We start from the raw sequence: 20,230 nt of genomic DNA, 5'->3' as shown, positions 1-20,230 counted from the left end.
GCCGGTGGGGGCCAGCGTGGCGCGCCGCGGACCGCAGCGCACGCGCGCGCACACGCGGACGACCGCTCGTTCCGGCGGCGTGAGCCCGCCTCCCGCGACGCACGAGCGCGCTCACTGCAGGCGCTCGGCGGTCGGAGCCGGCGGCGGGGCGTCGCCGGAGCCCTTCGCCCGTCGCGCCTGCGCGGACGCGTCGAGCACGGCGCGCACCGCCTTCGCGAGCTGCGTCGGCGTGTACGGCTTGGCGAGGAAGTGAGCGACCCCGTCGAGCAGATCGCCCGGGAGGAGGGCGTCCTCCGTGTAGCCCGAGGCGTAGAGGACGGGCAGCGGGGCGCGCGCGCGGGCGAGCATCGCCGAGAGCGCGGGGCCGCGCGCGTCCGGCAGGACCACGTCGCTCACGAGCAGGTGGATGGGGCCGGGATAGGCGGTCGCGAGCGCGATCGCCTCCTTGCCGCTCCGCGCCGCGAGGACCGAGTAGCCGAAGGCGCGCAGCGCGGCGACGCAGAGCTCGCGCACCTGCGCCTCGTCCTCCACGACGAGCACGGTCTCCACGCCGCCGACGGCCGCCGCGGTCGCCCTCACAGGCTGCTCGCAGGGCACGCCGCGCACGCGCGGGAAGCAGATCGTGAAGCGCGTGCCCTGGCCGGGGGCGCTGGCGAACCAGATGTGGCCGCCGTGCTGCTTCACGATGCCGTGGCACGTCGCGAGCCCGAGGCCCGACCCCTTGCCCGGCTCCTTGGTCGTGAAGAACGGCTCGAACACGTACTGATGGACGGCGTCGTCGATACCCTGCCCGGTGTCCGTGACCGTGAGCTCCACGTAGTCGCCGGGCTCGATCTCTGGCCCCCACCCCCCGTCGCCCGCGCCGAGCGCCCTGTTCGCCGTCTCGATCACCAGGCGGCCCCCGCCGGGCATCGCGTCGCGCGCGTTCACGGCCAGGTTCATGAGCAGCTGCTCGAACTGCCCCCGATCGATGTGGATGGGCCAGATCTGGCTCCCCGGCAGCACGACGAGCTCCACGTCCTCGCCGACGAGCGGGCGGAGGAGCGGCTCGACCCCGAAGATCAGCGCGTTCGGGTCGACCACGCTCGGCTGGATCAGCTGCTTGCGCGCGAAGGCGAGCAGCTGCCGCGTGAGCGCCGCGGCCCGCTCGGCGGCGGTGCCGATCTGCGTGAGGTGCTCGGCGACGGGCGACGCCGCCGGCACCTTGCGCACCGCGAGCTCCCTGTGCCCGAAGATCGCGGTGAGCATGTTGTTGAAGTCGTGCGCGACCCCGCCGGCGAGGCGCCCGATCGCCTCGAGCTTCTGGCTGTGCAGGAGCTGCTCCTCGAGGCGCCGGCGCTCGGTGATGTCGAGGCTCGTGCCGACCAGCCCGGTGATCGTCCCGGCGTCGTCCGTGACCAGCTGCGCCGCCATCTGCACGTGGCGCAGCTCCCCGCTGGACGGGCGCACGACGCGGCACTCGACGGGGCTCGCGATGCCGAGCGGCGACGCGGTCTCCGCGCCGCCGAAGACCCGGTGGCGATCCTCGGGGTGGATGAGGCCCGCGAAGAGCTCGAACGTCGGGCGCACCGAGAGATCGACGCCGAGGATGTGGTAGAGCTCCTCGGACCAGCGGATCGTCCGCGACGCGATGTCGTAGGACCAGCTGCCCACGTGGGCGATGCGCTGCGCCTCCTTCAGCATGCGCTCGCTGCGGCGGAGCTCCTGCTCGGCGCGGCGGCGCTCGGTCAGGTCGACGACCGCGCCGAAGAAGCGGGACGGCGACCCAGCCCCATCGACGAGCGGCAGGCTGCTCAGCAGGCACTCCCGCACCGTTCCATCCCGGTGGCGCACGCGGAACGCGATCGCGCCCGATCCCTCGCCGGTCTCGTTCGCCAGCTGCAGGCCCGCTTGCAGCCGCTCCCGGTCGTCGGGGTGGACGGCCTCGAGGAAGGTCTCCGTCGAGGGCGTATCCGTCTCGGGATCGCGGCCCAGGATCCGGAAGAGCTGCCGCGACCAGATGGTGCTGCTCTGGCCGAGCTCCCAGAGCCAGTTGCCCATCTGCGCCGCCTGCTCGCCCTCGTCGAGCTGCCGCCGCGCCTGCTCGACGAGCGCGGAGCCCCTCGCGCTGCCCGGGTCTCTGGCCGGCGCGTCCGGGCCTCGCGCGGCGATCCGACCTGGCGCGCGGGCGAGGGCGAGCTCCCGCTCCAGCTCGGCGACGCGCGCGCGGAGCGCGTCCAGCTCACGGCTCCCAGCTGCGCTCATGGCCGTCCCGTTCCTCGCTGGGGCAGAGCGGTGCTCATGGCCGGCCATTGTATGCCGCAGGCGGCCCGCCGGGGACTCCTCATTCTGCGGCCCCGGCCGCAGGCGCGCCTAGAGCACCGAGCCCGTTGATCGAGCGTGAAATGAGCCGCCAAGGCGCCGAGGACGCCAAGAACAGAGCGAGTCCTTCGCATCCTTGGCGCGCTTGGCGGCTCGAATTTCGGCTCTTTTCTGGCGATTTTGACCCGTTTGTCGCGCTAGCTCCGCCGGCGCAGGAGCAGCGTTCGCGTGATCTCCACGACCTTTTCCTTCACCCTGCCCTCGGCCTTGCCGAGCTCGGGTGTGAACAGGTCGGCGCCCTGATCGAGCAGGGCGCGCGGCGGCGTGTTCTTCACGCCGACGAGCCGGAAGGTGACGCTCCCGGCGCCGCTCTTGGCCTCTTCCCTGGCGATCACCTTCGACGCGGCGAACAGCGTGTCGCCCGCGAGCACGCCGCTCGGGTGGGCCCCCTCGTCGAGGCCGAGGTCCCAGACGCCGCACCCGGCCGTGTCCCGGCTCGAGAGCGCGAGCACCCAGGACAGCACGAGCCCCCCGTGGACGACCCGCGTCTTCGCGAAGGAGCTCGACCTGGAGTACTGCTCGTCCACGTGCAGCGGGTGGGAGTTGCGCAGGAGGGTCGCGAGCTGCATGTGCTCGCTGTCGCCGATGGTCCTGCCGACCTCGTGGGTGATCACGTCGCCCACCTCGAAGTCGTCCCACGCGCAGGCGAAGCCGCCCTGGCGCGCCGGCGGCGGCAGCGGACCGTCGAGCTCCTTCGGGAGGCGCCCCGGCGGCGCGTCCGGCTGCGCGACCGCGTGCGGCGCGTCCTCGGGGCGCTCGGCGACGCGTCCAGGGGGCACGAGCGCCTTGCGCTCGAACGAGCAGACGAGCAACCCGTCCTGGTTCACCACCTGGGTCCTGACGTGCACGACGCCCTTGTCCCCCGTCGAGACGGGCTTCTTGCCGATGACCAGCGAGCTCGCGCGCAGCGTGTCCCCCGGATAACAGGCCGCCGGGAACCGGACGTCGGTGTAGGCGAGGTGCGCGATCGCCTGCTCGCTCACGTCGTGCACGCTGAAGGAGATCCCGAGGTTGAGGAGCAAGAGCGGGCTCACCGGCCTGTCCCTGAGCCCCACCGACCGGGCCGCGACGCGGCTGGCGTAGGTCGGGAGCGCGTCCTGGAACGAGGCCGCGAAGAGCGCGAGCATCCCCTCGTCCACGGTGACGTCCCAGGGGTGGGCATACACCGCGCCGACCGTGAAATCGTCGAGCTTGCGGCCGTAGCGAGGAGAGCGGACGCGGACCATCGGTCGGCGCGATCATGGCACAGGCGCGCTCGGCTGACGACGGCGCGCGCGCCGCGCCTGCGCTTCACTTCACCTCCGCGCCGTCCACGCCACGCCACACTACGCCACGCCACGCGGCGCCTCTGTGCACGCGCTCGCTCGCTGGTTCACGCGTCCGGCCGCCCGTTCGCGCTCGCCGGTCGCTCGTACCTCCGCGCTGCAGCGCGCCGCGGCGGAGCGCGCCTCAGGGCAGCGGCCCCTCGAGCAGGGCGCGCGCGATGCCCTGCGCGAGCACCTCGTGCGGGCCCAGCTGGAAGAAGAGGCTTCGGGCGTCGAGCAGGAGCCTCGCCGCGGTCGAGCTCTCGGCGTAGCCGCTCGCCCCGTGGAGCTGCATGCAGGCGTCGGCCGCGTCCCAGGCCACGCGGCTGGAGAAGAGCTTCGCCATCGCCGACGTGAGCTCGCACGGCTGCCCCGTGTCCGCCACCTGCGCCGCGGCGCGCGTGAGCTGCCGCGCGGCGGCGACGCGCGCGATGAGCCCTCCGAGCCGGTGCGCCACGCGCGGGAAGGAGATGAGCTGCGACCCGAACTGCACGCGCGTCTTCGCCCGCTCGAGCGCGAGCTCCAGCGCGGCCTGCGCCACCCCCACGCCGCACGCGGCCGCGTAGGTGCGGCCTGTCACGAGCGCCCGCTGGATCTGGGCGATCCCCTCGCCCTCGCGCTCGCCGAGCAGGGCCTCGCGGCCGATCTGGAGCCCCTCGATCCGGAGCTCGTAGTGCCCCATGCCGCGCTGCCCGAGCGCCCGCAGCTCGGTTCCGGCGATCCCGGCGTCCGGGAAGTCGGCGCCCGGCGCGCCGCGCCGCTTCGCGATAACGAAGAGGCTCGGCCCGAGCGGCAGCTGCCCCTGCCCCCCTGCCGTCGTGGTCCTCGCGAGGGTGAGCACCAGGTCCGCGCGGGACGCGCCGGTGACCCACGCCTTCTTTCCGATGAGGAGATAGCTGCCGTCGGCCTGGCGCTCGGCGCGCGTGGCGACGCGCGCGAGGTCCGACCCGTACGCCGGCTCCGCGAACGCGAGGGCGCAGCGCGCCTCGCCGTTCGCGATGCGCGACAGCCAGGTCCGGCGCTGCAGATCCGTGCCGGATCGGGCGAGGAGATCCGACGCGATGGAGGCCGTCATGGTGAGCACGCCGAAGCCGAGCGAGCCGCGCGCGAGCTCCTCGATGGCGGTCGCCATGGCGGCCACGCCGAGCCCGTCGCCCCCGTGCTCGGGCGCGGTGGCGAGGCGGAACACCCCGAACTGCCCCATGCGGCGGACGATCGACTCGGGGATGAGCCCGTTGCGGCGGTGGATCTCGGGGGCGAGCGGCTCGACGAGGCGCTCGACGAAGTCGCGCATGTTGTGCCGGATCCAGCCGATGCGCTCGTCCTCCGCGCCGGCGCTGGCGGGGATGCCCTGCTCGGCGGCCGCGCGCGCGATCGAGGCGACGGCGACGCTGGAGCCCGCATCGCGCGCCCACGCCGCGACCGCCGGGTGGCCGATCGCCTTGGCGACCTCGTCGTCGCGGAGCTCGAGCTCGCCGAGCGGCGCGATCTCTCCGCCGCCCAGATCGACGCCGCCGCGCAGCGACAGGAGCAGCGCCCCTGCGTGCGCCTCGGCGACGGCCCTGGCCTCCCCGCCCGCCTCGCAGGCCCAGCTGGCGAGCGAGCGGCATGCCTCGATCTCCGCGTAGAGGTGGGCGAGCGCGTGGGCGGCGACCTGGTGTCGATCGAGCAGCATCCGCGACACGTGCAGCGGCACGGCCGCGGCGCCCGCCCGGACGAAGCTCGCGCTCCTCGGCGCACCCCGGAGGGCGGTGCCCACGGCGCTCCCGACGTCCACCACCCGGTCGCGGAGGCGCCCGCGCGCGACGCGCGCGAGCTGCTCGGCGGAGGTGATCGCCTCGCGCATCCCCCCCGGACTGTCGGCCTCGAGCTTTCGAGAAACGATCGTGGCGTGTTGCTCCCGAATCGCCCTCATCCCCCAATCCCCCCGCTCGCGGACTATGACCCACGCCTCGCTTCACCGGACGCAGGACACAGCAACTCACCACCGCTCCACAGCCACGCTCCCCGCGGCAGACGCGGAAAGGCCCGCCGAGGATGCCACCTCAAACCGCGCTCGTCGAGCCTGGGCGCAGCCCCATTATCGCGAGGCGACAACGCATTAAGGCCCTCCCTGAATTTGCCTCACGACGGTTCACGTCAGGTTCACGTCGGTTCACGTCGGTTCACGTCGGGTCTCGTCGGTTCACGTCAGGTTCACGTCGGTTCACGTCAGGTTCACACGTTCCGTCCCGCGACGCGCAAACAACCCAGCTCCACTCGCGATCATCAGTCTCAGACGTCCCGAGTCCCCCTGACGAGCGCCCCTCTCGGACGTACGTCAGGCCGCCCGAGCCGTTACATGGAGCTCACGGTCGGCAGCGCCGCCGCCGGCGCCCTGCAGACCCGGAGGAGCCTGTCCCCCAGCTCGACGGCCCACGACCGCACGTCGTCGGCCCGCGGGCACTGCGGCACCGCCTCGACCGCGTCCTGGATGAGCCGCTGCAGCAGCCGGGTCGTGCCGGAGAGCCCGAGCTCCAGCGCCGTGTTCGGGCGCCCGAGCGCCCCGTCGCGCCCCGCCGGCTTGCCCATGTCCTCCGGCCTCCCGACCAGGTCGAGCACGTCGTCCGCGACCTGGTACGCCTCGCCGATGCGCTGCCCGAGGTCGCCCCAGGCGGCCCCGTCCTGGCCTGCGGAGAGCGCGCCGAGGGTCGCCGCCGCCTCGAAGAGCGCGCCCGTCTTCGCGCGCCGGTAGGCCGAGATCGCGACCTTCGCCTCCGACTCCCACGCCTGCCCGGCGATGATCCCCTGCGGCATCCCCACGCCGCCCGCGAGCACCTCGAAGAACCGGACCGCCCGGCGCGCGTCGATCACGCCGCTCGCCACGGCGTGGAAGGCGCCGCGCGCGAGCGCCTCGAAGGCGAGCACGATGAGCTGATCGCCGGCGAGCACCGCGATCGGCTCGCCGAAGGCGCGGTGGACAGACGGCCGGCCGCGCCGGATCGGCGCGTCGTCGAAGCAGGGGAGATCGTCGTGGACTAGCGAAGCGCAGTGGATGAGCTCCACCGCCGCCGCCGCGGCGTCGGCGGCCTCCGGCGCGGGATCGCCGTACGCCGAAGCGACGGCCAGGCAGAGCCGCGGCCGGATGCGGGCGCCTCCAGGAAAGACGGCGTGCTGCGTCGCGGCCAGGAGCCCGGGCGGCGACGCGGGCGAGGAGAGCGGCTCGATGGCGGCGAGGAGGACGCGCTCGATCCGGCGATCGAAATCCATGGGGCGCGAGTCTTGGCGAGGCTCAGGGGCTTGTCAATAGTTTGAACATTACTTAAACAAAGTATAGACAAACTACCTCCGACGCGTACACTCCGGCCATGGCGGACGGGAGAGATCGCGTCGTGGTGATCGGCGGGGGTATCGGCGGTCTGACCTCGGCCGCGCTCCTTGCTTCGAGCGGGCTCGACGTGGTGCTACTCGAGCGGGCGCCGCGCGTCGGCGGAAAGATACGCGAGGTGGTCCTCGGGGACCGCCGCGTCGACGTCGGCCCGACGGTGCTCACGATGCGGTGGGTCTTCGACGAGATCTTCGCGTCGCTCGGGCTCCGCTTCGAGGACCACGTGCCGCTCCGCCGGGCCGAGACGCTCGCGCGCCACGCCTGGCCGGACGGCTCGACGCTCGACCTGTTCGCGGACGTCGAGCGCAGCGCGGACGCGATCGGCGCGCTCGCGGGCGCGCGGGAGGCGGACGGATACCGCCGGTTCTGCCGGTACGCGCGCGAGATCTTCGACGTGGTGGAGGCGCCGTTCCTGCGCGCGGAGCGGCCCACGCTCAAGACGATCCTGAGCACGGCGGGCAGCCTGGGCCTCGGCGGGATGATGAAGATCGACGGGCACCGCACCCTCCACCGCGCGCTCGGCGACTTCTTCGTGGACGCGCGCCTCCTCCAGCTGTTCGGGCGCTATGCCACCTACTGCGGCTCGTCGCCGTACCTCGCGCCTGCGACGCTGAGCGTCATCGCGCACGTGGAGCGCGAGGGCCTCTGGCTCCCCGAGGGCGGGATGGGGCGCGTCGCCGAGGCGCTCGCCGCGGCGGCGGCCCGCGCCGGGGCGACCCTGCGCTGCGGCGCGCACGTCGCCGCCATCGAGGAGGGGCGCGGCCGCGCGGCGGGCGTCGTGCTCGAGGGCGGCGAGCGCATCGAGGCCGACGCCATCGTGCTGAACGCCGACCCGGCGGCGCTGCGGGTCGGCCTGTTCGGCCAGCGCGCCGCCCGCAAGGCGCCGGGGAGCGAGCCACGGTCGCTCTCGGCCGTCACCTGGGCGCTCGTGGCCGAGGCGAGCGGCTTCCCCCTCCTCCGGCACAACGTCTTCTTTTCCGGGGATTACGAGGCCGAGTTCCGCGCGCTGTTCGACCGCTCCGAGCTCCCGCGCGACGCGACGGTCTACGTCTGCGCCGAGGACCGCGGGCACGAGCCGCCGCCGAAGCCCGGCGAGGCCGGAGCCCGCCCGGGCGGCGAGGGAGGCGGAGAACGGCTGTTCTTCATCCTCAACGCCCCTGCGACCGGTGATAAACACACCCCTTCATCGACGGAGATCCACGAATGGGAGCAGCGCGTGTTCCAGCAACTGCAGCGGTTCGGGCTCTCGCTGAGGAGCACGGGCCCCTCCCCGGTCGCGACGACGCCGGCGGACTTCGATCGGATGTTCCCGGCGACGGGGGGCGCGCTGTACGGGCCGGTGTCGCACGGGTGGAACTCGACCTTCGCGCGCCCGGCCTCGCGCTCGAAGCTGCCGGGCCTGTACTTCGCCGGCGGGAGCGCGCACCCGGGGGCGGGCGTGCCGATGGCGGCGCTGAGCGGCCAGCTCGCGGCGCGGAGCGTGATGGAGGACCTCGCTTCGACCTCGAGATCCCGAGCGGCGGCTACGCCTGGTGGTACCTGGACGCGGTGAGCGACGACGGCCGGAGCGCGATCACGATCATCGCGATGCTCGGGAGCGTCTTCTCGCCGTACTACGCAAAGGCTCGATCGCGCGGCGCCGCGGACCCGCTCATGCACTGCGCGATGAACGTCGCGCTGTACGGCCCGAGCGCCGATCGCTGGGCGCTGACCGAGCGGCCGCGGGGCGCGGTCTCCAGGTCGCCGCGGTCGCTCGCCATCGGGCCGAGCGTGATGGAGTGGTCCGGGGGCGAGCTCCGCGTCTCCTTCGACGAGATCACGGCGCCTCTGCCCTCCCGGCTCTCGGGGACGGTGCGCCTCCGCCCGTCCGCGCCCAGGCCCGCGGCGCACGGCGCGCACGACGCCGTCGCCCTGGACGGGCGGGGGCTCCACCGCTGGGCGCCCATCGCGCCGATCGCGCGGGCCGAGGTCGAGCTCGCGCACCCCTCGCTGCGCTTCTCCGGCAGCGCCTACCTCGACACGAACGCCGGCGACGAGCCGCTCGACCACGCCTTCGAGCGCTGGACCTGGTCGCGGGCGCTCGGCGCGGACGGGATCGCCCTGACCTACGACGTCCGGCGCCGCGACGGCACGCGCATGCTCCTCTCGCCCGCGTTCGACGCGGCGGGCGGCGCGCGCGAGCTCCCGCCGCTCGCCCCTCGACCGCTCGGCGGCACGCGCTGGGGCATGGCGCGGGAGATCGCCGCCGACCCGGGGTCCGCGCCGCGGCTCCTCCGCACCTTCGAGGACACGCCGTTCTACGCGCGCTCCCTCGCGGCCGCGACGTTCGGCGGCAAGCCGGCGACGGTCGTCCACGAGGCCCTCTCGCTCGACCGCTTCGCCAGCCCCTGGGTGCAGCTCCTCCTGCCGTTCCGCATGCGGAGGGCGCGATGACGCTCGCGATCTGGATCGCCACGGCGCTCGCCGCCTTCGCGACCATGGAGGTGTGGGCCGCGCTCCTCCACGGCAAGGTCTGGCACCACGCGCTCTGGAGCATCCACCGCTCCCACCACACGAAGCGGCGCGGCGCCTTCGAGAAAAATGACGCGCTCGCGTCCCTCCACGCCCCGATCGCCGCCGGGCTCATCATGTACGGCTCCTGGGGCGCGCCGGGGCCGCTGCGCGAGGCCGCGTTCGGCTTCGGCCTCGGCATGACCGCGTTCGGCCTCGCCTACGTCCTGGTCCACGACGGCCTCGTCCACGGGCGCCTCCCGGTCTCGGGCCTCGCGCGTATCCCGTACCTCGCGCGCGTCCGCGACGCGCACCGCGTCCACCACGGCACCGGCGGCCCGCCGTACGGCCTGTTCCTCGGGCCCCTCGTCCTCGAGCGGCGCGTCGCCGCGAGCGGCCGCGCCCAGCGCTCCGCGCAGCGGGCGCGATAGAGCGGCGCTCAGCCGCCCCTGTTACACGCGTCGCCGAGCGGCGATCACCCGCACAGGAGACGGGCCCAGATCGGCGTTTTCGGCGCGGAAGCGCACTCCAGTGCGCTGAGCACCGAAAACGTCGAGATGGGCCCGTATCCGACGCGGGTGACCGCCGCTCTAGCCTCAGCGGGCGCGGTAGAGCTCCCTCGCGAGCCCCGCCCCCCAGCGGCCGATGGCCCGGAGCGGCAGCGCGCTCACGACCTCGCGGTACACCTCGGGCCGCCGCGCCGCCGTCTCCCGCAAGAACCTCACGAAATCGGCCGCCTGCATCTCGTCGCGCAGCAGCGCCGCGTACGCGTCGTTGCCCATCGCGTGGAGCACGGCGAAGGCCGTGTCGAGGAGCGCGTTCATCTCCCCTGCCCTCGCCCCGCCGGCGGGCTTCGCCATGAGGGCCGCGAGCGCGCCGGTGCCCGCGTGCACCGGCGCGTCGCGCGCCGTGCTCGGCGCTCCCGGCTCCCGGACCGCCCGCGCCAGATCGGCGGCCGTCGCCGCGAGCTCGCGCACGTTCGCGCCGAAGCCGCAGAACGTCAGCGGCGAGTGCCGCGCCGCCGCGTCCCCCACGAGCCGCACCCGGCGCCCCGGCGCCCGCGGCGCGGCCGACAGCCGCGACCAGCCGGGGATGAGCCCGAAGGTCGGGCGGACGAGCCGCGCGTCGCCCTCCTTGTAGCGCGAGAGGAGCCGGAAGAACCGCGCGTAGAGCGACAGGAGCGCGCCTGGCCCGACGTCCCCGGAGCGCGCGTAATAGAAGAGGTAGACCGTCGTCTCGCCCGGCCGCCCCGGGAACGCCTCCCAGAGGTGCTGCCTGCCCTCCTCGACGTCCTCCGTCGTGGCGAGGATCTCGCCGACGTCCGGCCGGATCCGCCGCACCCCGTCGCCCTCCGAGAGCCCGGTGAGCACGCCGCCGACGGTCGGGCAGAGGAGGTCCGCGGTCGCGTAGGGGCTCGCCGCGCCGCGCGCGTCGACGAGGAGCCGCGCGGACAGCGCGCGCGGCGCGGCGCCCGGATGCGCCTCGGCCACGGCGAGCGCGACCGCGTCCGGGCCCTCCGCGTGCCCGAGCAGCGCGTGCCCGTCGAGCAGCGTCACCCCGAGCGCCTCTGCCCGGGCCCGCGCCGCGGCGAGCAGCCCGCCCGCGTCGATGGCGTGGTCGAGCACGCCGCGCACCGGGTACGTCCCGCCGCCGTGCCAGCGGCAGAGCCCCTCGGCATAACGGGCGATCACGAGCCGCTCGATCTCGTCCCTCGTGAAGATCCCCGACGCCGACAGCGCGGCCACCTCGGCCGTCCCGGCGTTCCACTCCCGGTGCGCGGCGCCGATCCGCGCCCGGTCGAGCACCGCGACGCGCAGCCCGGCCGACGCGAGCAGCGGCGCGAGCAGGAGCGACAGCCCGCCGCCCGCGACGACCACATCGTAATCGGCGGTCGCGCCCCGATCCGGCGGCCGCAGCGAGGGTCCCGGCCGAGGCGCCGGGGCGGCCCGCGCCGCGTCGAGGTGCTCGAGGCGCGCAAGCAGCGCCTCGCCGCCCGCCTCGCGCACGCGCCCCCGCGCCGCGTCGATCTCCCGCGCGGCTGAGCCCGGCACGCCGCCGGCGCTCATCCCACGGCCTCCAGAGCCCGCGTCGCGCCGCCGCTCATCGCGCCGCCGCTCATCGCGCCGCCTCCAGGAGGAAGCGGACCTCGTCGAGCGGCGGCGCCGCGCCGTACTCGCGGGCCTCCGCGGGCGCGACGGACCCGCGGAGCAGCGCCCGCAGCACGAGCCAGGCCTTGCGGCCTGGTGACACCACGGCGCGCGTCGACACCGAGTCGAAGCCGCGGCGCGCGATGACCCGCCCGATGTCGGCGTAGATGAGCCGCGCCGCCTGGATCGCGGGCCGGCAGTCGCGCGGCAGCATCGGGATGCCGGCGCCCGCGCGGAGGTACAGCGCCTCCGCCTCGGCGAGCAGCCGCGCCACGAGCCGCCCCAGCCGCTCGTCGAACACCGGCCGCGCGAGCCACCCGTCCGGCGCGATCCCGGCCTCTCGCATCCAGGCGAGCGGCAGGTAGATCCGCCCGCGCCGCGCGTCCTCACCGACGTCGCGCGCGATGTTCGTGAGCTGCATGGCGACGCCCAGGTCGCACGCCCGCGCGAGCGCGTCGGGCCCCCGCGCCCCCATGAGCGTCGACATCGTCGCGCCGACGGTGCCCGCGACGCGCGCCGCGTAGGCGTTCAGGTCCGAGAGCGTCTCGTAGCGGCGCCCCTCCGCGTCCCACGCGAACCCCTCGAGCAGCGCCTCGATGAACGCGCGCGGCAGTCCGTGCTCCGCCATGACGTGGGCGAGCGCGCGATCGACCGGGCTGTCGTCCGGCCTGCCCGCCGCGGCGCGCGCGAGCCGCTCCCGCAGCGTCGCGACAGCGGCCGCGGCCGCGGACGGCGGCGCGTGCTCCCCCAGCTCGTCGACCGCGTCGTCGGCGACCCTGCAGAACGCGTAGAAGGCCGCCGCCGGCTCCCTCACCCGCGCGGGCAGCAAAAGCGCCGCCGCGGCGAAGCTCTTCGACCCCTTGCGCAGGAGGTCCCTGCACGCGGCGAAGTCCGCCGCCGACGCCTCAGGCGAGCTTCGATGCATCCGGGACCACCCGATCCAGCACGCGGGCCGACGAGAGCACCCCGGGCAGACCGGCGCCCGGGTGCGTCCCTGCCCCGACGAGGTAGAGGCGCTCGACGTCCTCGCTCGCGTTGTGGGGCCGGAAGAAGGCGCTCTGCGTGAGCACCGGCTCCGGCCCGAACGCCGCGCCCCGGAACGACAGCAGCCGGTCCTGGAAGTCCTGCGGCGTGAGGAGCCGCGAGCTCGCGAGCGCGCCCTCGAGCCCCGGCAGGACCGTCGCCTCGAGCAGCGCCGAGATGGAGCGCCGGTACCGCTCCTGGGCCGTTGGCCAGTGGGTGCCGCTGAGCAGGTTCGGCACCGGGGACAGCACGTAAAACGCGTCGCAGCCGGGCGGGGCGAGCGCCGGGTCGGTCGCGGTCGGGCGGTGCAGGTACAGGCTGAAGTCGTCGGCGAGCACGTGCTTCTCGAAGATGTCCTCGAGCAGCGGCCTGTACCGCGGGCCGAGGAGGATCGTGTGGTGAGCGACGTCCGGGTACTGCCGGCGCGTGCCGAAGTACCACACGAAGAGGCTCATCGAGTAGCGCTGCCGCTCGATGCGCCGGTCGGTCCAGCGCTTCCGCGCCTCGGGGGGCACGAGGTGCCGGTAGGTCCACGCCGAGTCCGCGTTCGAGACCACGACGTCGGCGGCGAGCCGCTCGCCCGACGCGAGCTCCACGCCCCGGGCGCGGCCGCCCTCCACGGAGATGCGCCGCACCTCGGCGCCGCACCGCACCGTGCCGCCCAGGCCCTCGATGAGCGACACGAGCCCTTTCACCAGGGCGCCCGTGCCGCCGATCGGGAAGTGGACGCCCCAGTTGCGCTCGAGGAACGCGATCAGGCTGTAGATCGACGTCGTAGAGAACGGGTTCCCGCCCACGAGCAGCGGGTGGAAGCTCAGCACCTGGCGCAGGCGGTCGTCCTTCACGTGCTTCGCGACGAGGCCGTACACCGTGCGGTAGCTCTCGAGCCGCACCATGTCCGGCACGATGCGCGCCATGTCCGCCCACGACCCGAACGGCACGTGCGCGAGCTCCTCGAACCCGACCCGGAAGATCGCCTCGCTCCGCCGGACGAAGCGCTCGTACCCCTCGACGTCCCCGGGTGACAGGCGCGCGACCTCGGCGCGCATCGCGGCGGCGTCGCCCGTGTAGTCGAACGTCGCGCCGTCGTGGAACCGGATCCGGTAGAACGGCGTCACGGGCCGCAACTCGATGTCGTCGGCCATCTTCCGGCCGCAGAGCTGCCAGAGCTCTTCCAGGAGGAACGGCGCCGTGATGACGGTCGGCCCCGCGTCGAAGGTGAACCCGTCCTGGCGGTGGACGTACGCGCGCCCGCCCGGCGCGTCGAGCTTCTCGACGACCGTGACGTCGTAGCCCCGCACCCCCAGCCGGACGGCCGCCGCGAGGCCCCCGAACCCGCTGCCGATGACGACGGCGCGCGGCGCGCGCGCTCCACGGAGGACGCCGCGTGCTCGTGCCGCTCGCGGGGAAGCGGCCGTCTCGTCGCCCGGCGAGCCGTCAGGCCCCGCCGGATGCGCCGGATCCTGCGCCGAAGAAGCGCTGGTGTTTTGCATGACGCGCAATATAATGTTTGTCCTAGCCTTTGACAAAGGCGAAAAACGCCGGCGGGAGGGGTCTTTCTGGGCCTCGCTGCCCGCCGTTCCGATGCACCCCGGTGCGCCGGGCCGGCGTGGACGGCCGTGGCTCGGCGGGTCCTAGCAAGGTTTATCCAGTTGAGCCGCTACAGAATCCATGTCGTCTCGGAGATGTGTGGCGTGTCCTCGGCGACGCTGCGCGCGTGGGAGCGCCGTTATGGCGTGCCGTCGCCCGCGCGCACGGCGTCGGCCTACCGCCTGTACAGCGACGACGATGTGGCGGTGATCAAGAAGATGCGCGACCACGTGAACGGCGGGATCGCCGCGGCCGAGGCGGCGCGCATGGTGCTCGAGACGGCGAGGCCGCGCGCGCCGGTGGGCACGACCGGGGGCGACGCGTTCGCCGGGGCGAGCGAGCGCATCATCGACGCCACGGTTCGGTTCGATCTGGACGGAATCGAGGCCGAGGTAAACCGGGCCCTCTCGCTCGGCCCTGCGGTGATGATCGCCGAGCGCGCGCTCATCCCGGCGCTCGAGCGCATCGGCGATCTCTGGCACGCGGGGACGATCACGGTCGCGCAGGAGCACCTCGCCTCGCAGGTGATCGGCGCGACGCTGCAGCACCTCTTGCGGCTCGCGCAGCCTGGCGAGGGCGGGCGGCGCGTCCTGCTCGCGGCCTTCGCCGACGAGGATCACGTGCTCGGGCTGTTCGGCATCGGCCTGCGCTTCTGCTCGTGGGGCTTCCGCTCCGTCGTGCTCGGCGCGAGGACGCCGCCCGCCGCGATCGCGCGGGCGGTCGAGGCGATCGCGCCGGATCTCGTCGCGCTGACGGTCGCGATCCCGCCGCTCCCGCCGGCGGCGCGCGAGCTCATCGACGCCTACGCGGACGCGTGCCGGGGCGTGCCGTGGATCGTGGGCGGCAGGGGCGCCGGGCCGCTCCGGACCTTCATCGAGGCGCGCGGCGGCCTCGTGGCGGCCGCGGAGGCGGCGGAGATCCGCGCGCAGGTCGAGTCCGCGCTGCACGCGCGGCGGCGCCGCAAGGACGGGAGCTGAGCGCAGCCGCCCCGCCGGCCGGGGCGTCCGTCGCGGTCAGCCCTCGACTTCCTTGCGGAGCAGGTCGAGGACCTTGCTCTGCGACTCCGGCTTGAGGGCCCCTTCGGCCGCGAAGAGCACGTGGCCGTTCTTGCCGACCACGACGACGTTGCTGACGCCGCGGCGGAGCTTGTAGGCCGTGCGGAAGGAGCCGTCCCAGTCGCAATAGATGGTCCCGCCGACCTTCCTCGACTCCTCCCGGATGGCGTCCTTCACGAACCCTCTCGCCGGCCAGAAGTCGTAGGAGCTGACGTCGGCGATCGCGGCGACGGCGATGCCCCGCCGGTAGCGGTCGCCCTTCGCGAGCTTCGCCAGCGCGTCCTTGAGCGCCTGGTTCTGGGACTTCGAGTCCTTGTCCTCGTAGACGATGAGGATCGGCTTGCCTTGAAGCGCCTTGAGCTGGAGCTCGCGGCCGTCGGCGTCCTCGACGCGCGCGTTCGGCGCCCGGTCGCCCTCCGAGGGCAGCGCCAGGGCGGCGCCCGAGATCAGCGCCAGGGACAGCGCCGCGGCGGAGGCGACCGAGCGGAGGCGGGCGACGCGGCGGCGGGAGGCGGGCGAGCAGGGCTGCATGTCCGGGGTTTCTAGCGCTTTCGGCGACGCGCTCCTAGGGCTGTTCAATGCAGCAGGCTCGACCGGGCGCCGGCGTGGCTGGCTCCGCCGACTGCCAGGCGCCGGCGTGGCTCGTTCGGCGCGGCGGTGCCCGGCGGGAGGCGCCCGGGGGAGCCGGACAGGTCGCGCTCGCCCGCCTTTCCCTTCGGTCCGACGAGGCCGGTCGCCACCGCCTTTCCCGCCGATCTGCCTCGGAGGGACGACCGTTGGCCGTGCTCTTGACACCCCACGTGCCGTGCAAAGATTGGGCGGTGCGAAGAGACCGGCTCTCGGAGCCAAGGTCCCGTAACGCTACAACAAATCGGCCGTCGCGAGCAGGGTGACGGCGCCGCGGGCGGAGCCCCGGCGCGCGCCGCGCGCGGCGGTCATGGAGGATTGACCATGCTGCACCGTTATACGGATTTCGATCGCGCGTTTGCCATGATGGATGAGCTTCGCCGGCGCCTGGATTGGGTGTTCGAGGAGGCGGACGCGCCCCGCGCGTCGCTCCGCGGCGATTTCGACCAGACGGCCCGGTACACGGGTGGTCCGCGCGTCCACCTGTTCGACACTGGGAGCGCTCTTGTGGTCAAGGCCGATATCCCGGGTCTGACGGAGAAGGACATCCAGATCTCGCTGAATCAGGACGTCCTGACGGTGAGCGGCGAGCGCAAGCCGGATGCGCCGGAGGGCTACCTCGTCCACCGCAAGGAGCGGGGCGCGGTGCGGTTCAGCCGGAGCTTCACGCTGCCGAGCAAGGTCGATCCGGAGAAGACGACCGCCGTGCTCAAGAACGGCGTGCTGACGCTCACGCTGAACAAGGCCGCCGAGGCCCAGCCGCGTCAGATCGCGGTGACGGCTCGCTGAGGGAGCCGGGAGCCGAGGAACGAACGAACAGCAGAGGAGAGCGACGATCCTGCGATGAGCGGGATCTGGAGTGTACCGAGGAAGGAGCGATGAACATGAGCACCGATCGCAGCTTGACCCACCGTGCCGAGAGCAACCCCGAGAAGATCCAGCAGCGCCCCGCCGTGGCGCCGGCGGTCGACATCTACGAGAGCGCCGAGGAGCTCCTGGTCGTGGCCGATCTGCCGGGCGTGACGCAGGATCGCCTGGCCGTCCGCGTGGAGAAGGGGGAGCTCACCTTCGAGGGCCGGCGGACCGAGGCGGCCGAGCGGGAGCAGGGCGTCGAGGGCCTGCCGGACTTCCGCCGCAGCTTCGTGGTCCCGCAGGGCATCGATTCCGAGAAGATCTCCGCGGATCTCCGGGCGGGCGTCCTGCGGATCCACCTGCCGAAGAGCGCATCGCTCAAGCCGCGTCAGATCCCGATCAGCGTGAGCTGAGCTTCGTGTGCCGGCGCGAGCGTCCGGTTACGGCGCCCTCCCTTCGACGGTCAGAGTCCACTTCGCGTCCTCGCCGCACGCGATGCCGTCCACATGACGCACCTCGATGATGAACCAGAGGTGATCGTCCGGCCCAGTGCGATCATTCCATGTCGTCGTGAACGACTCTGGCGTTCCTTGCCCCCTCACGCCGGACGTGAAGCAATCCGGCGCATTCACCTCGACCTCCCCCTGATAGATGATCAGATCGAAATTCATCCCCGGCGGGGAGGTGAGCGTCGCTCGAAAGCGCTCGGAGCCGGGCCAGTTCACCTCATCCATGACACGGACCTTGAACCACTTCGACGTGGTCCCTGTCGCTGTCTCCACAGCCCAATCGGCGCCGTCATCGCCCGGGAGCGTTCCTAGATCCGCTGCGAGAGCGCACGTGTTCGGCGCCGCATAGTCGCACTCGGCCGCCGCTCCCCCGTCGCCGCCAGCGGCCTCGTCACCTTCATTGCTGGCGTCGCCGCCCTCGCCCGCAGCGCCGCCGACCCCGGTGGAGCCGACGCTCGAGCTCGAGCTCGAGCTCACGGACAGGTCTCCCCCTCCGGCGCCTCCATCACCGCCGAGTCCGCCTCCACCGGCCTGCTCCTCGTAGTACCCGGGCATCAGTTCGTCGGTGCCGTTGGCGCACGCGGCGAGGGTGAGAAGGACCGCAGGAATGACAAGCAGCCGGCCGGGCGTGTGCATTGCACGCATTCTATCTGCTCTCGCGACAGCGGTCCAAGGAAGCCACGAGGCAAAGTGAGATACCGTGGCGTCGGTCATCACCGCCAGAAACGGCGACGACCGTTCGAGTTGTTTTCATCACCAGGGGCCTGAATTTCCGCGAAAATCGATGTGGAGTCGGCCCGAAGCCACTGACGATAACGTCCTCGTTACACATCGGGAACTCGATGCCTGACGTGCCGCCGCTGGATGAGAAGGAGACCTCTCCTCCAGGCCCGTCCCCGGGTTCTCCAGCGCAGCCCGGGCCAGGGACACCGCGCCCCCCTCCCCACCCGCCCGGAGCCCGCACCGTCCCGGCTGGTGTCGGCGCGCTTCCGCGCCGTCCCGCATTTCGATAGTCTCGGCGCCGCTGAAGCCCGCCCTCGACGCCTTGCTCTCGCTGCGCGCGAAGACGCTGCTGGCGATCGCCGCCACGCTGCTCGGGCTCAGCTTTGCCCTGTACGGCGTGTCCTCGAGGGCGCTCCTCGCCAACTCGATGGCCGCCGAGGCGCAGGACACCCGCCGCACCGTGCACGTGGCGCTCAACCTCTTCCGCCAGGCCAGCAGCGACTTCAACGCGCGCTGGACCGACTGGAGCCAGTGGGACGACGCCTACGCGTTCGTGCAGGACGGCAATGAAGAGTTCGTCCGCTCGAACCTCGTCGCCCAGCTCTTCGATATCGCCCGGATCGATCTCGCTGTCTTCGCCGGCGCAGACGGGACCCCCGTGTACAGCACCGGCTACGACCACGCCACGAAGGGCTGGGCCCCCGTGCCGCGCGGCATCGCCGAGCGGCTCCGCGTCGGCGATCTCCTCTTCGGGCGGGACACGCCCAGCAGCGCCGTCCGAGGGGGCATCGTCCTCCTCCCGGACGGGCCGATGCTCCTCTGCTCCCAGCCGAGCGTCGGCAGCTCCGGCCGCGGACCGGTCGCCGGCACCGTCACGTTCGGGCGCTTCTTGACCGACGCCGAGATCAAGCGCCTCACCGAGCCCGCCGGCCTCTCGCTCGCCGTGCACCGCCTCGACGATCCCCAGCTGCCCGACGACTTCCGCGAGGCGCGCGCCGCCCTGTCCGACCGCGACCCGATCCTCGTCCACCCGCTCGGCGCCGACAGGATCGCCGGATACACCGTCCTCAACGACATCGACGGCCGCCCGGCGCTGCTCGTGCGCGTGGACAACGACCGGGCCATCCTCAGGATGGGCCATGACACATTGCGTTATCTCATGCTCGTGACGGTGGTGGTGGGCCTGGTCTTCGGCGGCGTCACGCTGCTGCTCCTGGAGAAGCTGGTCCTGTACCGGCTCGCCCGCCTCAGCCGGGAGGTCACGGAGATCGGCGGCGTCGGCGACCTCTCGGCGCGGGTCGCGATGCCGGGCACCGACGAGCTGTCGCGCCTCACCGGCTCGATCAACGGCATGCTCTCGGCCCTGGAGGCGAACGCGCGGCGGCAGAGCCAGCAGAAGGCGGCGCTCGAGCAGGCGAAGGCGGCGGCCGAGCGGGCCCACGAGCGCTCGGACCGGCTCCTCCTCAACATCCTGCCGAGGACGATCGCCGATCAGCTGAAGGAGCACGAGCAGCTCATCGCCGAGCACTTCGAGGAGGTGACCGTCCTCTTCGCGGACATCGCGGGCTTCACCCCGCTCGCCGCGCGCCTCCCCCCGGCGGAGCTCGTCGGCCTGCTCAACCGGATGTTCTCCTCGTTCGATCAGCTCGCCGAGCAGCACGGCCTGGAGAAGATCAAGACCATAGGAGACGCCTATATGGTCGTCGGAGGGCTGCCGGCGCAGCGCCCCGATCACGCGAGGGCAATCGCGCGGATGGCGCTCGCCATGACGCACACCGTGCGCCAGTTCGTCGCGGACGACGGAGAGCCGTTCCAGCTCAGGATCGGCATCAACACCGGGCCTGTCATCGCGGGCGTGATCGGCAAGAAGAAGTTCAGCTACGACCTCTGGGGCGACGCGGTGAACGTGGCGAGCCGCATGGAGTCGAGCGGAGAGCCCGGCCGGATCCAGGTGAGCGAGGCGAGCTATTCCCTGCTCGCGCGAGATTTCCTCCTCGAGGAGCGAGGCCTCGTGGCGATCAAGGGCAAGGGCGCGATGAAGACCTATTGGCTCATCGGCGAGAGCACACCGCAGTAGCGCGGCGCGCGGCCGCGACCCGCGCTAGTTTGCGCTCGTCACCACGCCATTGACAGGCCCCCGGCCGATTGACAAGGCGAGGCAGGCGTGCAATGGCTGCCCGCC

General features: G+C 73.1%; 16 protein-coding genes. 7 read left to right on the top strand and 9 right to left on the bottom strand.

The features are described from left to right. Positions 1-111: 111 nt before the first annotated feature. From POL72_RS23195 to POL72_RS23180, 4 genes are all read right to left on the bottom strand, one after another. Positions 112-2,244 (bottom strand): hybrid sensor histidine kinase/response regulator, encoded by a 2,133-nt coding sequence (locus POL72_RS23195; protein WP_272097694.1) that lies wholly within the window; start codon positions 2,242-2,244, stop codon positions 112-114. Positions 2,245-2,498: 254 nt separating this feature from the next. Next, positions 2,499-3,587: a MaoC family dehydratase gene (locus POL72_RS23190; RefSeq protein ID WP_272097693.1), complete on the bottom strand. Its 1,089-nt coding sequence runs from the start codon at positions 3,585-3,587 to the stop codon at positions 2,499-2,501. 223 nt (positions 3,588-3,810) lie between these two features. After that, positions 3,811-5,580, bottom strand: coding sequence for an acyl-CoA dehydrogenase family protein (locus tag POL72_RS23185; RefSeq protein ID WP_272097692.1), 1,770 nt, complete (start codon positions 5,578-5,580; stop codon positions 3,811-3,813). Between the two features lie 422 nt (positions 5,581-6,002). Beyond that, a complete protein-coding gene (locus tag POL72_RS23180; protein ID WP_272097691.1) occupies positions 6,003-6,914 on the bottom strand; it encodes a polyprenyl synthetase family protein in 912 nt (303 codons plus the stop codon). Positions 6,915-7,012: 98 nt separating this feature from the next. On the opposite strand from POL72_RS23180, the gene crtD reads away from it, so the two are divergent. The 3 genes from crtD to POL72_RS23165 are packed head-to-tail and all read left to right on the top strand — an operon-like array spanning position 7,013 to position 9,953. After that, positions 7,013-8,584 (top strand): 1-hydroxycarotenoid 3,4-desaturase CrtD, encoded by a 1,572-nt coding sequence (gene crtD / locus POL72_RS23175; protein ID WP_272097690.1) that lies wholly within the window; start codon positions 7,013-7,015, stop codon positions 8,582-8,584. Continuing rightward, on the top strand, positions 8,581-9,465 hold the full coding sequence (locus POL72_RS23170; protein WP_272097689.1) for a carotenoid 1,2-hydratase family protein: 885 nt from the start codon (positions 8,581-8,583) through the stop codon (positions 9,463-9,465). The genes crtD and POL72_RS23170 overlap by 4 nt, the downstream gene beginning before the upstream one ends. Then, on the top strand, positions 9,462-9,953 hold the full coding sequence (locus POL72_RS23165; protein ID WP_272097688.1) for a sterol desaturase family protein: 492 nt from the start codon (positions 9,462-9,464) through the stop codon (positions 9,951-9,953). The genes POL72_RS23170 and POL72_RS23165 overlap by 4 nt, the downstream gene beginning before the upstream one ends. 165 nt (positions 9,954-10,118) lie before the next feature. Here the strand turns inward: POL72_RS23165 and POL72_RS23160 are convergent, their stop codons facing one another. Genes POL72_RS23160 through POL72_RS23150 form a run of 3 tightly spaced genes read right to left on the bottom strand, consistent with a single transcriptional unit; the run spans position 10,119 to position 14,185 of the window. After that, on the bottom strand, positions 10,119-11,588 hold the full coding sequence (locus POL72_RS23160; protein ID WP_272097687.1) for a lycopene cyclase: 1,470 nt from the start codon (positions 11,586-11,588) through the stop codon (positions 10,119-10,121). Between the two features lie 49 nt (positions 11,589-11,637). Beyond that, positions 11,638-12,594, bottom strand: coding sequence for a phytoene/squalene synthase family protein (locus POL72_RS23155; RefSeq protein WP_272097686.1), 957 nt, complete (start codon positions 12,592-12,594; stop codon positions 11,638-11,640). Further along, entirely contained in the window at positions 12,575-14,185 is a 1,611-nt protein-coding gene (locus POL72_RS23150) for a phytoene desaturase (protein ID WP_272097685.1), read from the bottom strand. The genes POL72_RS23155 and POL72_RS23150 overlap by 20 nt, the downstream gene beginning before the upstream one ends. A 159-nt stretch (positions 14,186-14,344) precedes the next feature. Between POL72_RS23150 and POL72_RS23145 the strand changes: the two genes are divergently transcribed. Beyond that, positions 14,345-15,259: a MerR family transcriptional regulator gene (locus POL72_RS23145; protein ID WP_272097684.1), complete on the top strand. Its 915-nt coding sequence runs from the start codon at positions 14,345-14,347 to the stop codon at positions 15,257-15,259. A 36-nt stretch (positions 15,260-15,295) separates the two neighbouring features. Here the strand turns inward: POL72_RS23145 and POL72_RS23140 are convergent, their stop codons facing one another. Beyond that, positions 15,296-15,868 carry a YtfJ family protein gene (locus tag POL72_RS23140; protein ID WP_272097683.1) on the bottom strand — a complete coding sequence of 191 codons (573 nt, stop codon included), beginning with the start codon at positions 15,866-15,868 and terminating at the stop codon, positions 15,296-15,298. A 420-nt stretch (positions 15,869-16,288) separates the two neighbouring features. Between POL72_RS23140 and POL72_RS23135 the strand changes: the two genes are divergently transcribed. Together POL72_RS23135 and POL72_RS23130 are read left to right on the top strand one after the other, a co-directional pair. Continuing rightward, a complete protein-coding gene (locus tag POL72_RS23135) occupies positions 16,289-16,753 on the top strand; it encodes an Hsp20/alpha crystallin family protein (RefSeq protein ID WP_272097682.1) in 465 nt (154 codons plus the stop codon). A gap of 95 nt (positions 16,754-16,848) precedes the next feature. Continuing rightward, entirely contained in the window at positions 16,849-17,229 is a 381-nt protein-coding gene (locus POL72_RS23130; RefSeq protein ID WP_272097681.1) for an Hsp20/alpha crystallin family protein, read from the top strand. 27 nt (positions 17,230-17,256) lie between these two features. Here POL72_RS23130 and POL72_RS23125 read toward each other — a convergent pair whose 3' ends face one another. Further along, positions 17,257-17,961 carry a hypothetical protein gene (locus tag POL72_RS23125; RefSeq protein WP_272097680.1) on the bottom strand — a complete coding sequence of 235 codons (705 nt, stop codon included), beginning with the start codon at positions 17,959-17,961 and terminating at the stop codon, positions 17,257-17,259. Between the two features lie 409 nt (positions 17,962-18,370). Between POL72_RS23125 and POL72_RS23120 the strand changes: the two genes are divergently transcribed. Next, positions 18,371-20,125, top strand: coding sequence for an adenylate/guanylate cyclase domain-containing protein (locus POL72_RS23120; RefSeq protein WP_272097679.1), 1,755 nt, complete (start codon positions 18,371-18,373; stop codon positions 20,123-20,125). Positions 20,126-20,230: the final 105 nt, after the last annotated feature.

The organism is Sorangium aterium, assembly GCF_028368935.1.
In the GTDB taxonomy this organism is placed as follows: Bacteria; Myxococcota_A; Polyangia; order Polyangiales; family Polyangiaceae; genus Sorangium; species Sorangium atrum.
Note: the sequence above shows the minus strand (reverse complement) of the source record. Positions and strands in the feature narration are given on the sequence as shown.

Coding starts and splice junctions, on each gene's coding strand:
- POL72_RS23180 (WP_272097691.1), bottom strand. CDS start 6,914: ATGGATTTCGATCGCCGGATCGAGCGCGTCCTCCTCGCCGCCATCGAG.
- POL72_RS23140 (WP_272097683.1), bottom strand. CDS start 15,868: ATGCAGCCCTGCTCGCCCGCCTCCCGCCGCCGCGTCGCCCGCCTCCGC.
- POL72_RS23195 (WP_272097694.1), bottom strand. CDS start 2,244: ATGAGCGCAGCTGGGAGCCGTGAGCTGGACGCGCTCCGCGCGCGCGTC.
- POL72_RS23130 (WP_272097681.1), top strand. CDS start 16,849: ATGAGCACCGATCGCAGCTTGACCCACCGTGCCGAGAGCAACCCCGAG.
- POL72_RS23135 (WP_272097682.1), top strand. CDS start 16,289: ATGCTGCACCGTTATACGGATTTCGATCGCGCGTTTGCCATGATGGAT.
- crtD (WP_272097690.1), top strand. CDS start 7,013: ATGGCGGACGGGAGAGATCGCGTCGTGGTGATCGGCGGGGGTATCGGC.
- POL72_RS23190 (WP_272097693.1), bottom strand. CDS start 3,587: ATGGTCCGCGTCCGCTCTCCTCGCTACGGCCGCAAGCTCGACGATTTC.
- POL72_RS23150 (WP_272097685.1), bottom strand. CDS start 14,185: ATGCAAAACACCAGCGCTTCTTCGGCGCAGGATCCGGCGCATCCGGCG.
- POL72_RS23185 (WP_272097692.1), bottom strand. CDS start 5,580: ATGAGGGCGATTCGGGAGCAACACGCCACGATCGTTTCTCGAAAGCTC.
- POL72_RS23155 (WP_272097686.1), bottom strand. CDS start 12,594: ATGCATCGAAGCTCGCCTGAGGCGTCGGCGGCGGACTTCGCCGCGTGC.
- POL72_RS23125 (WP_272097680.1), bottom strand. CDS start 17,961: ATGCACACGCCCGGCCGGCTGCTTGTCATTCCTGCGGTCCTTCTCACC.
- POL72_RS23165 (WP_272097688.1), top strand. CDS start 9,462: ATGACGCTCGCGATCTGGATCGCCACGGCGCTCGCCGCCTTCGCGACC.
- POL72_RS23160 (WP_272097687.1), bottom strand. CDS start 11,588: ATGAGCGCCGGCGGCGTGCCGGGCTCAGCCGCGCGGGAGATCGACGCG.